Raw genomic sequence first — 15,377 nt, 5'->3', positions numbered from 1 at the left:
CCAAAAAATTGGCTGGCGGAGGTGGGCTCGAACCACCACGAACGGCTCCAAAAACCGTTGTGCTACCATTACACTATCCGCCATCATGCCGTGAATGGTCTTTTACCGTATATAAGCATGTCTCTTCTAACTTTAAAAAGACATGGGGTCGCCGTAAAAAGCGGCTTGGCCTGTCAGCCAAGATCTATATCGCTTGTATCAAAAGGCTCTGTTCCGCGTATCGGTTGCGCCGCTTTGCGGTCTGGCGCATGGCTTGTTGTTTCAGATTTGTAAGCAGTCAATATTTTTTTTTGTATTTTATCCCTGCATTCCGCTGTAATCGGATGCGCTATGTCCCTGTGGTCTGACTGCTTATGGATTTTGTCTTCAATGTCGTCAACAATCTTGGCCGGGGGCAAAGCCGCGGCGCATTGGCCGCAATATTTATTTCTCGCCGGGTTTTTAAAACCGCATTTCGGACAAGGTTCTTTTATCTTGCGCGAAGGCATGGCGACAAAAAGGCCCTTAGAACCTTCTATGATTTTTATATTTCTTACAACAAAACAATTATCAAAGGTAATGGTCGCGAAAGCCTTTAACTTCTTGTCGTCTAATTCCCTTGAAAAAATCTTTACCTCCGTGATTTCCATTTAAAGGGCTCCCCTTTTTAATACGCCCGCCGACATCAGGCATTTTGTGTTAAAAAGATCTGCCATTTTTTGTATTTGGCCAGGCCGCGCGCCGCTTTATGCGCCTGTTCTTTCGTTTTAAAAATCCCAAATAGAGTTGGGCCGCTTCCGGATAATAAAACATTATCTGTATAACGGCAAAGCGCCTGCCTGCCCGCTCCGGTAACAGGATAAAGAGGCAATACTACATCTTCTAATCTATTATAAAGGAATCCTGGTAATCTATCCAGCCAATCGCTGCGCATTAAAATGCGGGAAGATATATTAACATCGGCGCGGGGTTTTGTCAAGCGCAAACTCAAAGCGGAATATATAGATTTAGTATATATATGTAAGTCGGGCACAAGCAGTAACACATAAAACCTTGCGGCAGGCCCCTCTATACCTGTAAGCCTGTCGCCTATGCCCCTGCCTATAGCGTAATCATGCCCTGATAGAAAAAAACCTACATCCGCGCCGATATGCTTTGCCGATAGCATAAGCTCGTGCCGCGTCAGGTGAAGATTAAAAAGTTCATTCACAGCCTTTATTACCGCGGCGGCGTCAGAACTGCCGCCGCCTAATCCGGCGGCTATAGGTATATTTTTCTTTATTGATATGTCAAGGCCCTGTTCTAAGCGGTAATTATCTTTCATAAATAAAGCCGCTTTATAAGCAAGATTGCTCCTCTTGTCGCGCAATTGCGGGTGATTGCAGGCAAGTGATACACCTTTACCCTTTGCAGAAACCCTGATATGATCGCATAGTTTAAGTTTGCAGAATATTGTGGCTATATTGTGGTATAAATCTTTGCGCTTACTAATAATATCCAGATAAAGGTTTATTTTAGCTGGCGCTTCTAATGTGATAGAACCTGTCTGCATACCGGCCTGGATACCGCGTTAATAAATCTTAAAAAACAATTATTTTCTACCCTTTGCCTTAATCGCCGCCTCGGCAATATCTTCGGGCATAAGGTGAAATTTTTTCATAAGCTGCCATGGCTGGCCTGATTCGCCGAAAGAGTCCTTCACGCCGACCATCTCTACCGGAACAGGATAATTTTGCGCCAATATTTCCAAGACAGCACTGCCCATGCCCGCGGCAACCTGATGTTCTTCGGCCGTCACGATAGCCCTTGTTTTAAATGCCTGCTTTATAACAGTATCTGTATCTATGGGCTTTATAGTGTGCAGGTTAACGACAGCCGCGCTGATGCCTTTCTTTTCAAGAATATCAGATGCCAGTATAGCCTGGTAAACCATGATACCGCAGGCTATTATGGTTACGTCATCCCCCTGTTTTATAATACGAGCCCTGCCAGGAACAAACGGTTCTTTCTCATCCGTTATAGGCGGGACATTTTCCCTGCCCAAACGAAGATACACCGGGCCCTTGATAGAAGCCGCCTCCATAGTAGCCTTTTCCGCCTCCACGGCATCGCATGGCACTATCACGGTCATATTTGGCAGAATGCGCATTAATGCTATCTCTTCAAGGGCTTGATGTGTGGCGCCATCGGCGCCAACCGTTATTCCACCGTGAGTACCGCCAATATTGATATTCAAATTCATATACGCCGCTGATATCCTTAATTGCTCCCATGCCCTGCCTGAGGCAAATACGCCAAAACTGCAGCAAAAAGGCACTTTACCCGAAAGAGCAAAACCGGCGGCTGTGCACATCATGTCTTGTTCGGCAACACCCAATGTAAAAAACCTGCCGGGAAACTTGTCTCTAAACCAGTTTGCCCTGGTTGACTCCGTAAGGTCCGCGCTTAATACAATTATATTGTTGTTTTCCTGGCCTAATTTAACCAGGCCTCGGCCATAACCATCCCTTGTGGCCTTCCAAAGAGATTTGTCCGTATTAATCAATTCTTATGCTCCTTTTTCTACATTGGTTTATTTGATCGGAAGGCACCCATGTACTGCTATTATCAAAACTGTTTATTACTTTTATGCCTGTAATGTCGTAAAAATCATAAGCGCACAACACATGGGCAATCTTTTGTGCGCAAATCTCCAAAACACTGTCACGCCAGGCCCTGCCGTGAATATACTCACTCATAGGCAGGCCTTCCCTGCTTATATCAACCATAAAAACCAATTCGCCGGCGTTAAAAGCTCCTTGGCAGGAAACAACCTTGAATCTGCCTGCCATGTCCTTATTTTCCCTGAATTCATCCAATATCCTATGGTTTGCCTGGGAGATAATGAAATCCGGCAGAGAATGTTCCTTCAGCGTAAAACTGCCAAACCAGGTGTCTATAACGCCCTGGGGATTAAATCTCACATCAAATATCATGCGTTTGGCAAATTCGCCGCGTGATATATCGCCTAAAAAAAACCGGCGCAGGTCATGGACATATCTGGTCATGGCAACTTCAGCCCCGGGGGAGTTCTTATCATAAGCGATGACTGTATAAAAATCTATTGATTTATCACTGCTTAAAGCCACGCGCGAAACGCTTAACATGACACCCGTTATTTTGTCAAAAGACGCGGTATTTATCTGAAAAGTCTGTTCATCAAAAAGGCCTTCTATGGGCATGCGCACACCCAGCGTGGAGCCGGCCACCGCTACTTCCACTTCGGTGCCATACTCTTTCTGGCAAAGGCGTTTGACCCCGTCCACTACCCTTTCTTTAGGATATGTCGGGGAACAGGATATATTAAAAACCGCCAGGCCTAAAAGAAACAGCCTGAAAATACCATCAAACCTCATTGGCACGGATGGGGGATTTGCCATATTCTTTGAATATCCTGTCTACCTCATCATATTCAAGCTCTTCTTTTTCAAGGAGCTCTTTCACAAGACGCTCCACTATGTCCCATTCTTTCTTAAGCAATGCCTCTGTTTCAACCAAACACTTGTGTATAATCCCCTGCGTTTCCGTGTTCAGTTTTTCTTTCGTTGACTCCGCGAGCATACCGGAGGCATTTTCGCAACCGTATATACCGTAATCTCCGACTAATCCGCCCTCCCCCATGCCAAGACCCCAGACCATCTGATGAGCAATGGTCATGGCATTCTTAAAGTCTGCGCTGACACCGGTAGAGGTAGTTTTATACTTGATTTTTTCAGCCAGATAACCGGCAAGGCTTGTCCTTATATCAGCCAGCAGGGCCTGTTTACTGCGGTTATGCAGTTCTTCCTTGGGCTGTTTTTGCACCGCACCCAGGAAACCCTTTCTTGAAACAATAGATATCTTAAAGACATCATCAGCCGGATGGGTCAGGTAGACAACCACTCCATGGCCCGCTTCATGATAAGCGGTCATCTGTTTTTCTCCGGGCGTCATGAATTTACGGTGTTTGACACCCCAATCTATCCTGTCCATAGCCTCGCTTATTTCTTTCAGCGTCACTATGTCTTTTTTATTCCTTGTCGCTATAAGGGCCGATTCCTTAACTATATTCATAATATCGGCGGGGCTTTTATAAACAGCCCTTTTGGCCAGTTTTGCTATGTCTACGGCTTTATCATACTTGATTTTACTCAAGTAAAATTTGAATACAGCCTGTCTGCCTTCAAGATTAGGCCTGTCTATATAAACTTTTCTATCAAACCTGCCGGGCCTCTTAAGCGCTTCGTCTAATTCCTGCTCCGGGGCATTGGTGGCTCCTATTATAACTATATTGCCCTGGTCTTCTTTCAGGCCGTCCATCTCAACAAGTAATTGGTTTTGGGTGGTATTTGTTTCCATACCGCCGCCCAGATAGCTAAACGATCTTTTTCGCGCAATAGCATCCAGCTCATCAATAAAAATTATACATCCGCCGTGAGCCTCCGCGAGACGGCGGGCCTTTTTAAAAAGCTTTCTCATCCTGCTGGCGCCAACCCCGACAAATATCTCGGTAAATTCGCTCGCTGACATGGATATAAAAGGTATACCGGCCTCTGTGGCAATTGCCTTGGCCAGATAAGTCTTACCGCAGCCCGGAGGCCCCATCATAAGGATACCCCTTATGATCTTTCCCCCGATCTGCTGTAGTTTCGTCCTGTCTTTTATAAGTTCAACAACCTCCCACGCTTCTTCCTTTGCCTCATCTATGCCTATGACGTCTTTAAAACTGACGGCGACTTTCTCTCCTCTTACCAGGCCTTTATCAAGCTTGGCAAAACCTCCCCTAAATACAGTCATATACATATAAACGAAAATCATGGCATTGACAGCAACTATGAGTATCTGCAGGGGCAGGGTCGCCAATGTCATATGCCTGTAAAACGATTCTAATGTGCTCAATCCGTATATGGCCGCTAAGACCAATACAATAACGGCTGTAATAATAGCAATCTTAACCCAATGATCTAAGAAAAATATTTTTACGCGTTTATGCAATAACATTATCAACTCCTTATAGTTAGCGCTGTTAAGGCGCAAGTTAAGCTATTACTAATCAGGCCAATTCCTTTAAGGCCTTTTCCAACTCATCTGGTTTTGGCGCTACTCCATGCCATTGGGCTCTATTCTCAATAAAAGACACCCCTTTGCCTTTTGTTGTATGGGCTATAATAATTGACGGCTTGCCGGAGGCGGTCTCCGATTCATCAAGGGCCTGCATAATCTGGCTAAAATCATGGCCGTCTGCCTGCATGGTATGCCAGCCAAAAGCAGACCATTTATCTTTAATAGACAACATATCTTTTATATCGCACAAAAAACCGTCTATTTGCAATTTATTATAATCAACTATAGCGCAAAGATTATCCAGCTTATAATGCGATGCGGTCATCGCCGCTTCCCATACCTGGCCTTCGTTTATCTCACCGTCGCCTAAAAGGCAATATACCCTTGTCCGGTTTTTATCAAGCTTCGCCGACAGGGCCATGCCGTTGGCAATTGAAAGCCCCTGGCCAAGCGAGCCTGTTGAGGCCTCAAGCCCCGGCAGGCCTATTTGAGGGTGCCCCTGCAGTGAAGACCCAAGCTGTCTTAGTGTCATTAGTTTTTCCTTAGAAAAAAAACCGCAAGCAGACAAAACAGCGTATAAGGCGGGACAACCGTGGCCTTTTGAAAGCACAAATCTGTCTCTTTGCGGCCAATGCGGATTATTCGCGTCATATTTAAGTTTATATCTGTATAATGATAATAGTATTTCCACGCATGATAATGAACTGCCTGTATGCCCGCTTCCTGCTCGTGAAAGCATGGTCAGGATATCACGCCTGATTTGCTTAGCCTCGTTTTTCAATACAGCTATATCGGGTCTTTTCACTCTGCGACTCCTTTATCTTTTTCAAAAACCTCTAATTTCCGCGCCTTATCCTGTATCGCGGTATTATCAGGGTCAAGCTTTAATGCCTTATGCCAAAATAATAAGGCAAGGGAAAAATCCCCCATGGCATTGTAAGCATCCGCTAAGTGGTCATATAAAACAAAGTCTTCTTTGCAAAACGTCAATGCCTGGCATATCAATTCTATCGCCTTGTTGTAGTCGCCTTTTTTATAATATGCCCAGCCTAAACTGTCTAAAAAAAACCCGTTTTGAGGCTCTATTTCCAGCGCGCGGTTTATATAATTTATCGCTTGTTCAATGTGCCTGCCTGAATCCGCGTAAATATATCCGAGATAATTCAGGGCATCAGCGTTTTCGGGATCTAATTCTATCGCCTTCTTCAAGCTTTCTTCAGCTTTTTCAATATAGCCTGTTTTTTCAAAAGCCGCGCCTAAATACAAATAAGGCTTTTCATAATTAGGATTTGATAGCAATGATTTCTCAAAAAAAACTATAGCATCCTGGTACTTGTCCTGAACAAAATTTATTATACCCGTCAAATACACAGCGTAGTATCCATACTGTTCATCGTCGGCAAGAGAATCCAGAGCTATTAACGCCTTATCGTATTCCTCTGCTTGTATATAAACCTCTGCTATACCTATCCGAGCCTGGACACAATCCGGACAATCAAGCAGTATCCTTTCATATTCCAGCCTGGCATTTTCAAGCAAGCCTGCCGAATCAAAAACCTTTGCAAGCCTTGCCTGAAGGCGGTAATCATCGGGCTGGACGCTTACAGCTTGCTTAAAATATCCGACAGCCTTGTCATAATTCTTATCAAGCTCCGCCATAACCCCCAAAGCGGCTATTGGCGCCGTATAGTCGGGCCGCAGGGTAATGGCCTTGAGGAAACTTTCTTCTGCCGCGCGCGGGTTATCCAGTTTAAAATACAAAAGCCCGATATTAAAATACAGATACGGGGAAAACTCGTCCTCCTGGATAAGCCTTTTATATACCTCAAGCGCGGCCTGGAGCTTTTTCTCCATTATATAAATATCGGCAAGCGAAACCAGGGCCAGGACATTTCCGGGATCTTGATTAATTATCGCTTCATATTCTCCGGAGGCGGGCCCCATCTGGTCTTTTTCAAAATATAACGCGGCAAGCAGAAAACGCGCGTTCAAATTATCAGGATTAAGCTTTAATATCTTATCTATCTGCCGCCTCGCGGCATCATACTCTTTCAGATCCAGATAAGAAGAAGCTATTTTAAAATTAAGGTATTCATTACCGGGCGCTTCCCGTAAAGCGAGCTTGAATTCAGAAAGCGCGCTTTGGTATTCCTGCCGGTTCTCAAAAACAACACCCATAAGATAATGGGTGAATGCCCGGGCATTCTGCCTCATAAGCGGAGTGTCTTTAAAACTCAAACCCGGACTTTTTGGCTTAAACGTATTGCTGAAAAATCCCGAAACAATATCCAGCGCCCCTGCCCGGATACTGCCGCATATATTATGACGGCAATCAGCCGCGCGCGCGATATGCGAAGGCAGAAAAAGCGCCGCCATCAGGACAAAAGAATAAAAAATAATTCTAAAAACAAACACCTTAATATTATGTATAATTATTTTTTTATCTGCTTAACCTTTTAGGATAATTTCTTTTTATGGCGCATCTTGCGCAGGCGTTTTTTTCTTTTGTGTTTTGACATCTTCTTGCGTTTTTTCTTTCTTCCGCACGGCATAGCACATCTCCTTTCTTGTGGTCTCAATATTCGGCCCTATTAATAAATAGCCTTATTTAGCGGATACTCTATTATGCCCTGGGCGCCGGCCCTGATAAGCGCGGGTATTAGCTTTTTAACTTGCTCTTCGTCAATAATTGTATCTATATCAAACCAATTCTTATCCGTAAGACAGGATATGGTAGGCCTTTTCATTGAAGGAAGGATCTTTAGTATTTTGCACAAGTTCTTTTTACTCACATTCATCTTAAGGCCTACCTTGCTTTCAGCAAGTATAGCGCCTCTAAGCAGCATGGCGAGCGATTCTATCTTCGCCTTTTTCCATCCATTACGCCAAATCTTTTTGTTCGCTATCAGTTGAGTGGTAGAATAACAAACGGTATCTATTATGCGTAGTTTGTTGGCCCTAAGGCTTGAACCTGTCTCCGTGATCTCTACGATAGCGTCAACAAGTCCGGCGGCAACCTTTACCTCGGTAGCGCCCCAGCTGAATTCTACATCCGCTTTTATCTTTTGCTTTTTTAAAAAAGCCCTGGTAACACCAACAAGTTCCGTCGCCACGCGCTTACCGTTAAGATCCTTGACCGAACGTATTCTTGAACCTTCGGGGACAGCAATCACCCATCGAACCTTGCTAAGGCTCTGTTTGGCGTACTCAAGTTCCTGGACACGGACTACATCCGACTGGTTCTCCCGTATCCAATCTTCCCCTGTGATACCGCAATCCAGCGCTCCGTCTTCAACGTATCTTGACATTTCCTGCGCGCGTATCAGCACAGGGTCTAATTCATCATCATCAATAGATGGAAAATATGACCTACTGCCTACGCTTATATTGAATCCGGCCTTTTTCAATATCCTTAAAGTAGCCTCTTGAAGACTGCCCTTCGGAAGCCCTAATTTTAATATTTTTTCCATATAAATACTCCGTAAATTCTTTCTCTAAACCGCCATTATAATATACAGTTAATCTTTATTAGTGTCAATATAATACGTAACCGGGTTATATTAGAAAATAGCCTCTGCTAAAATAAGCCTGTGCCGTGCGGCAATGCTCCGCGCGCTGTTCAAACAGAGCCGGCAAGCATATCCAACTCTTTTTTGCCAAAACAGGCCCCTTTTAATCTCAACAGCCTCGTTATCAATTTAGCCCTGGCTTCACGTTCAACCATCAGGCTCTTTACATACGCCTCCTGCATATTCCTGCCAAGCGCGATAAGGCCGTGTTTTTTCATAAAAATACAATTATGCTTTTTGCACGCTTTTTCAACCAGGCTCGCTAACTTAGCGGAACCTGGCGGCGCGAAATCCACAAAAGCGAGCGTGTTTTTAATATACGCGGCAAACTCCATTGTAACGGGCCTGGCAAGGGCCTCTTTAGTAAGCATAAGGCCTGTAAAAAAAGGATGGCTATGAAAAACAACCCCGATATCAGGCCTTTGCCTGTAACAGGCCGCGTGCAAACGGTATTCGCAACTGGGTGTTTTTTTTAATCCGGCCGTGGATGGACGGTTTACGCTCAATCGCACGAAATCGTCCGGGCTTAATGACTCAAATAAACAACCGGCGGATTTTATATAAAAATATTCACCGTGCCTGGCGCTTAAATTTCCGCTTGAACCTATAGTGAGCCCGTCCGCGGCAATTTTTCGCGCGTATCCTGCCAGATCCTTCTTCATCCTATTAATAGTCATTGCGCTTGAATTATATCATATACGGCATACTCTGTCTAATATGTTTTTACTTGTAAATTCAGGCCTGCTTATGTATAATAACCGCATAATCCGCTACAAACCTTGAATAGGAGTTTTTTATGCTTAAACCTTTACGCAATAAAAAAGTAATGAAAGCTGTTATGTGGCTGCTTGTCATAATATTCGCCGCTTGGGGCGTAGGCAGTGTGGCGTTAAGCGGTAAATCATACGCCGGTATCGTGTTCGGCAAAAAAATATCCATACAGGAATACAACAAAAGCTACGCGGCCGTATTTAACAGGGCCCGTATCATGTATGGTGATGAATTGTCTAAAGTGGAAAAATTTCTGGACTTAAACGGCCAGGCGTGGAACAGGATAATATTACTGCGCGCGGCAGGCAGGGAAAGGATAAAAGCCTCCAATAAACAAATTATTGAAAGGATCACCGCTCTGCCGTTTTTCCAGCAAAACGGCGTATTTGACAGGGACATGTATAATTATATAACCATGAGCGTACTGCGCGTTACGCCGCGGGATTTTGAGGAATCGGTCAGGGGGGATATCATTATTGATAAGCTCATTAGCCTTAAGACAGCGGGCCAGGGCCCTTCGGAAGACGAGATACGCCGGGCATACCGCGAATCTAATGAACTCGCGGATATCTCTTTTATCGCTATAAAAAATGGCGCGTTTTTAAATGATGCCTTCGTGGATGAGCAGAAGGCAAAAGCCTACTATGAAAGCAATAAAGAAAAACTGCTCTCTCCCGCAACGGCGTCAGGTTCATATCTTGAATTTCCTTTCAATGACGACAAAGAAACTGCCGCTCTCGCGGCCGATAGCGCGCAGTCCAAGGCAAAAAAAAGCAAGGCACTGGACGGCATAGCCAAGGAAGGCGGGTTTGAGCTTAAAGAAACAGGGGTATTCCCTCTTACATTCAATATCTCGGAGTCTGCGGTTCCATATGTTCTGCTGCTGGCCTCTTTCGGTCTGGAAATATCCCAAATAAGCGATGTCATTGAAGGAGAGGACAGGTTCTACATATTACAACTTAAGACAAAAAATGCCCCCCTCCAAATGACATTTGAACAATCAAAGGAACAGATAAATTCTATTCTGACATCAGAAATATCCTCCTCTCTGGCATTGGCACAGGCGCAAAATATAATGCAAAAAATAAAATCGGGTCCGGGATCTTTAGAAGACGCGGCAAGAGAATTAAATCTTACCGTCAATAAACTGCAAAATGTCTCAAGAAACAGCCCGGTTGATAATATAGCTCCGGCGAAGAATTTTTTGAACGAATCATTTGCCGCGGGCATTGGCAAAATAGCAGGCCCTATAAAAACCTCCGAAGGCTGGGCCGTATCAAGGCTTGATTCCATTACTCCGATAGATGAGCAAGCATACGAAAAAGACAGGGATTCCTTTGCCGCAAAGCTTGTCCAAGAGAGAGAAAATGAGGCCTTCAAGAAGTGGTTTCAGGAAATCAAACAAAAAGCAAATCTGAAAGAAAACCTCTAAGTAATTAAAATATTACTATTACCTATTACAGACGCTTTTGATTTTTGTTCGGGACACTATCGCGCTTGAGCTTGGGGCAGCGTGGTGCTTTAAGTTCAAAGCGTCTGTAATGTTTTTGGAGTAATTCTAACAATCAAGCGCTTGCCTGAATCTTTTTGTCAACAACTATAAAATGCGGCGATATATACGCTATTGTTTCTCTTAAATGGTTTCTTGTGCCAAGTAGTATCACAGAAACCTCTTTGTGTTTTATAAAATCCGCATATACACTCTCGCATGCTCTGCTGTCACTTGTATTTATTTTAGAGGCTCTTATAACTGAGTTGAGCACAATAGCAATACCCTTTTGGTAAAGTTTTTTTACCAGATCATTTCTTTTTAGAAAAAGCCAGCCCGGCATTTGTACAACGTCAAAATCCCGTATTAACCCCTCCTTAATTGCTGTCTCTAGAACACCTTCTTTTGAAATTGATACGCCTATATAATTGATCCCTCCATATCTTTCACTTTTCATCCTTTGCATCTGACTCATTACATTTTCATTTCTCAAAACCCTTAGAGTTGTACCATGAACATACAAAAGGTCAATTCTGCCTAAGCGCCTTATACTTCTTTTTACTGAAGCAACCAGCCTCTTTTTAGAATGATCTAAAACCGACCGCTCCGTGTTAATGTCAAATTCCTCACCCCATTTTGTAGCTATAAATGCTCTTGAATACCAGTCTGGATTATCCCGGAGTATTTCACCTAATATCTCTTCAGCTAAGCCATAAGCTGCTGCAACATCCAACATTACTCTTCCTTCCTTGTTTATTAAATTATTAAAAACTATTTCTAAATATTTTTTGATTTCAGATCGCTCCGGGAACCTGTACTTATCATTGTTCATAGGCCACCGACGCCCAAACCAGATCGTGCCAGAACCAAATATATAAAATTCCAAGCCTGTTTTTCCAAACTTCCTTATATAAGTCTGCTCTGCTTTTTTCATTTCATTATCCCTTATCTCGTTAGAAGTCAATAAAAAACCTGCCGGATCTTTTTCGCGTAAGGTTGAAGCCATCGGCCTTAATGAAGATACATTTGATATGCTTGAGCAAACTAAAGTATCAAAAAATATAAAACTTACGGAAAAAATACATAGCGTTATTAGCATTGCTACCGATCTCTCTATTTTTTTTATATTAATTTTTTTCTTTAATAATTTATAAAAACTCCTCTCTTTTAGCATGACTGCCTCTCCAAAATTGTAGCTTTTATTTTACAGTGTCTTACGGTTGTTCTTGCACTTGAATCAAGTAATATATTAACCGCCTCCCGCCCAATAGTATCAACCGGGCATAGCATGGTAGTTAGGCCAGGATCTATATAACCACCTATGTCTAAACCGTCAAATCCCATTACAGACACATCGGATGGACATTTCAATCCAGATTCTTTTATGGCTCTTATTGCTCCTATGGCCATCTGATCATTTAAAGCAAATATAGCATCCGGTCTGCGTGTCTTATTTAAAACCTTCATAGACACTGTATAACCCGAAAGTTCCGAACCATCTCCATGCAAAATAAATTCCTCTTTAATCTTTAGTCCATTACCAGCCATAGCCTTTTTGTATCCCTTAAGACGCTGACAAAAATCATTTTTTTCAGCGGTAATCACACAAATATTCTTATATCCTTTGGAAATTAAAAAAGAAGTTCCATCGTGGCCACCTTTAAAATTATCCAGATTAATTGTATAAATATTTTTGTCTCGCATATAAGCATTTAATATAACGACAGGGCTATCAAATGTCTTTATAGCCCGTTCATCAATAAAATAATTACCGCAATACGATGAAATAATAATTCCGCATAGTTTTAAAGACCTTGCCTCTGTTATAAATTGATTCAACTCCATCCCCTTCTTCATGATGATGGGCCTTACAGAGTATCCCTTTTGGGCAGAACAGCTCGTAAGAGTTGCTATCAATTTTATAAAAAAATCATTGTAAAAAACAGAATCAAACACAGCCGGAATCATTAAGCCTATGTCAAAAGATTTACCTGTAACCAAAACCTGGGCAGTAATATCCTTGATATAATTATACTTTTTTGCTACCCGCAAGATTTCTTTTCTTGTCTCTTCTTTTACGCTATAAGGGCATGAATTTAAAGCCCGGGATATAGTGCCTACTCCAAATCCTGTCTTTGCTGATATGTCTTTAATAGTGGTTTTCATATAAGCCTTCCTTTTTGGAAACGATTCCATAATTAATGTACCACATATTTGCAAGAAGGCAAGGGGTATATAGGAAATTTTCCCCACCATTAAAAACATCAAGATTATGCGTTTTGGATTATTGTGATAGCCCAGTCAATCCAGACATACCTTATTCATTTCTATGGGGTTATTCCTAATTTGGCAAAAGGTAAGTCGTAATAGTTTAATATAATAAGATTTGCGTTTGAAAATGAGGTGTGCTTAAAAAGCTATGGTAGCCTCAACGGGATTTGAACCCGTGTTACCAGAATGAGAATCTGGCGTCCTGACCGGGCTAGACGATGAGGCCTTAGCAATAACAGGGCTTTATTGTAACCAAAATAGATAAAAATTTCAACACTTTTATAAAAAACGGGTAGGATTATAATCCTACCCGCCTACTAATAGCTAAAAATATCTATTTAAAACTTGATCGTGCAACCGCCGCTTCCCGCAGTCTCTCCGACAAATCTGCCTTCAATATTAAGCGAGATATTTTCAGGGGACACTATTTCACAACCTGTGATAAACAAAAACTTTTTATCGTTTTCGCCCTTGCCAAGATTATAGGAGCCATTAACCGTTGAGAATCTTACTTTTGTTTCTGAATCCGCATACGCCAAACCTATATAGGGAAGTATTGAATAGGGGGTGGCTGGATTCTGCTTATCCCCTCCTATGATAAACTCCATGCTCAATATACCCGAGATCTGCCACTGGCTTATCTTAAACTCGGTGGCGCTTATGGTAGACGACGCTCCGTCAACGCGCGCGCTTCTTATATCGGGATTGGCATAAAAATAATGGCCGTCTAAGCTTAGGCGCAGTCTGTGTTCCTGGGACTCAAAAGCAAGAACTTTCATACCAAAACCAGCGCCAAAATCTTTATCGGAATACGCCTTTATGCTTGTGCCCGATTGCTCCCATTTTGTCTTTAAGTTAACAACGCCGAATTTCGCGTAAGGCTCAAATCTGTCGCCTATATTATAGCCTAAACGCAACAGATACTCTTGGCCTTCTACCTTTACGTCGGTAAGAGACGTATCTACCTTAAGCTCTCTTTTAAAAACATTATTAAATTCAAAACCAAGTTTTAGCGGGCCCATACCCGAATCTTTAAGATTCGCGATACCTGCTCCGTAAGGCACCTTGGGATCTGAAGTATTACCCGCTGTCTGGGCAAAACTCGTACCTGCCGCAAACAACAGTATCACTATTATCACCAAACGCTTAAACATCCCCACCTCCTGCGTTAAAACAAAACCGGCTTAGAATAAGCCGGTCTGGTAAACATAAAAATACAAAACACGCGTATCAATTTCCCCACCGGCTTGATACTCTTTTACTATATATTAAGTTAATCCTGGTGTAAAGAAAAAAGTATTGTCTTTATTACTTTTTTGTTTCACCGGCAGATTGCGCCTGGTTTAACTGCCCACGCGCCCTGTTAATTTTATTTATCTCTTCAATCTGTTTGCGCTGTTTATTGATCTCTTCAATCCGCTTGATATATCCATTGACCGATTAGCGTTCATTTCTTGTATCATTTTTATCTGTTCTTGAGTGCGGCGCAGATCTTCAGTGCGTCGGAGATCTTCAAGCCGTTGTTTTTCGGCAGAACTTAAAACTGGTTTCTGCGGATCCGATGATTGCGGGGCAATGTTTTGTGCCGCGGGTCTTATATCCGCTTCCGTGTATTTTTCAGAAACCTTTTTTTCCTCAACAGCGCCTGAACTTACAGAACCTGCATCAGGCCTTTCAATATCAGAAACCAACTGCTTTGCTTCAGGCCTGTCGGCAGTACTTTTTTCAGGAATTGATTCTGGTGTGGCGTTTTTTGCGGGCTCAACGGTCGGGGCCTGTTTTTTTGACCATCTCTGCCAAAATCCGGCATACGCGGTCCCGGTGCAAACATAAACAAGCGCCAAAACACATACAAAGCTTAACAGGCGTCTTGACTTCATAATCAATCTCCCTTTGTTGTTCTTGGTGCGAGGAGGGGGAGTTGAACCCCCATAAGGTTGCCCTTACTAGGCCCTCAACCTAGCGCGTCTGCCAGTTCCGCCATCCTCGCAATTTTTATGAAATTGAGTATAGCAAAAATACCCTTAACAAGCAAGCGGAAAAACACACAAATACAATGGCCGTCCGGGTACAGCGGCTTAAAAATATCCTGTAATCCCAAAATGATAATGTCCTATTGTACCAAAATAAAAATGTCCTATTCAAACCATGCTATAATACCTCTTTCGGAAGGAGGTTGTTATGGCAGGAAAGGACATTATCATAATGAGCAAGAA

14 protein-coding genes and 3 tRNA genes are annotated in these 15,377 nt (G+C 42.8%); 1 reads left to right on the top strand and 16 read right to left on the bottom strand.

Translation table 11 applies throughout. The features are described from left to right. Positions 1-9: 9 nt before the first annotated feature. The 10 genes from PHV77_06830 to PHV77_06785 all read right to left on the bottom strand — a co-directional run bounded on the left by PHV77_06830 (position 10) and on the right by PHV77_06785 (position 9,307). A tRNA-Gln gene (locus PHV77_06830) sits at positions 10-83 on the bottom strand. Between the two features lie 90 nt (positions 84-173). Then, positions 174-629 carry a septation protein SpoVG family protein gene (locus tag PHV77_06825; protein MDD5504998.1) on the bottom strand — a complete coding sequence of 152 codons (456 nt, stop codon included), beginning with the start codon at positions 627-629 and terminating at the stop codon, positions 174-176. A gap of 35 nt (positions 630-664) precedes the next feature. Further along, positions 665-1,531 carry a 4-(cytidine 5'-diphospho)-2-C-methyl-D-erythritol kinase gene (ispE, locus tag PHV77_06820; GenBank protein ID MDD5504997.1) on the bottom strand — a complete coding sequence of 289 codons (867 nt, stop codon included), beginning with the start codon at positions 1,529-1,531 and terminating at the stop codon, positions 665-667. A 39-nt stretch (positions 1,532-1,570) separates the two neighbouring features. Further along, positions 1,571-2,524 (bottom strand): transketolase family protein, encoded by a 954-nt coding sequence (locus PHV77_06815; protein MDD5504996.1) that lies wholly within the window; start codon positions 2,522-2,524, stop codon positions 1,571-1,573. Then, positions 2,517-3,398: a hypothetical protein gene (locus tag PHV77_06810; protein MDD5504995.1), complete on the bottom strand. Its 882-nt coding sequence runs from the start codon at positions 3,396-3,398 to the stop codon at positions 2,517-2,519. The genes PHV77_06815 and PHV77_06810 overlap by 8 nt, the downstream gene beginning before the upstream one ends. After that, complete coding sequence (locus tag PHV77_06805; protein MDD5504994.1) at positions 3,364-4,998, bottom strand: AAA family ATPase; 1,635 nt, start codon at positions 4,996-4,998, stop codon at positions 3,364-3,366. Before PHV77_06805 ends, PHV77_06810 begins: the two co-directional genes overlap by 35 nt. A 52-nt stretch (positions 4,999-5,050) precedes the next feature. Further along, a complete protein-coding gene (locus PHV77_06800) occupies positions 5,051-5,866 on the bottom strand; it encodes a transketolase (protein MDD5504993.1) in 816 nt (271 codons plus the stop codon). Further along, positions 5,863-7,476: a tetratricopeptide repeat protein gene (locus PHV77_06795; protein ID MDD5504992.1), complete on the bottom strand. Its 1,614-nt coding sequence runs from the start codon at positions 7,474-7,476 to the stop codon at positions 5,863-5,865. Before PHV77_06795 ends, PHV77_06800 begins: the two co-directional genes overlap by 4 nt. Before the next feature lie 176 nt (positions 7,477-7,652). Beyond that, positions 7,653-8,531, bottom strand: a complete 879-nt coding sequence (hisG, locus tag PHV77_06790; protein MDD5504991.1) for an ATP phosphoribosyltransferase — start codon at positions 8,529-8,531, stop codon at positions 7,653-7,655. A gap of 149 nt (positions 8,532-8,680) precedes the next feature. After that, the gene (locus PHV77_06785; protein ID MDD5504990.1) at positions 8,681-9,307 is read right to left on the bottom strand and encodes a class II aldolase/adducin family protein; all 627 of its coding nucleotides are present in this window, start codon (positions 9,305-9,307) and stop codon (positions 8,681-8,683) included. Between the two features lie 119 nt (positions 9,308-9,426). Here PHV77_06785 and PHV77_06780 point away from each other — a divergent pair, with 119 nt between their 5' ends. Further along, entirely contained in the window at positions 9,427-10,833 is a 1,407-nt protein-coding gene (locus PHV77_06780; protein ID MDD5504989.1) for a SurA N-terminal domain-containing protein, read from the top strand. Positions 10,834-10,966: 133 nt separating this feature from the next. On the opposite strand, the gene PHV77_06775 is transcribed toward PHV77_06780, so the two are convergent. The 6 genes from PHV77_06775 to PHV77_06750 form a co-directional block, all read right to left on the bottom strand. Then, positions 10,967-12,064 carry an aldo/keto reductase gene (locus tag PHV77_06775; protein ID MDD5504988.1) on the bottom strand — a complete coding sequence of 366 codons (1,098 nt, stop codon included), beginning with the start codon at positions 12,062-12,064 and terminating at the stop codon, positions 10,967-10,969. After that, complete coding sequence (locus PHV77_06770; protein ID MDD5504987.1) at positions 12,058-13,056, bottom strand: LacI family DNA-binding transcriptional regulator; 999 nt, start codon at positions 13,054-13,056, stop codon at positions 12,058-12,060. The genes PHV77_06775 and PHV77_06770 overlap by 7 nt, the downstream gene beginning before the upstream one ends. A 254-nt stretch (positions 13,057-13,310) precedes the next feature. Then, a tRNA-Glu gene (locus PHV77_06765) sits at positions 13,311-13,387 on the bottom strand. 112 nt (positions 13,388-13,499) lie between these two features. After that, positions 13,500-14,315 (bottom strand): hypothetical protein, encoded by an 816-nt coding sequence (locus PHV77_06760; GenBank protein ID MDD5504986.1) that lies wholly within the window; start codon positions 14,313-14,315, stop codon positions 13,500-13,502. Between the two features lie 219 nt (positions 14,316-14,534). Beyond that, a complete protein-coding gene (locus PHV77_06755; GenBank protein MDD5504985.1) occupies positions 14,535-15,041 on the bottom strand; it encodes a hypothetical protein in 507 nt (168 codons plus the stop codon). A gap of 23 nt (positions 15,042-15,064) precedes the next feature. Then, positions 15,065-15,151: transfer RNA gene (locus PHV77_06750), tRNA-Leu, on the bottom strand. Between the last annotated feature and the right edge of the window lie 226 nt (positions 15,152-15,377).

The organism is Candidatus Omnitrophota bacterium, from assembly GCA_028716165.1.
Classification (GTDB): domain Bacteria; phylum Omnitrophota; class Gorgyraeia; order JABMRG01; family JABMRG01; genus JAQUQI01.
Note: the sequence above shows the minus strand (reverse complement) of the source record. Positions and strands in the feature narration are given on the sequence as shown.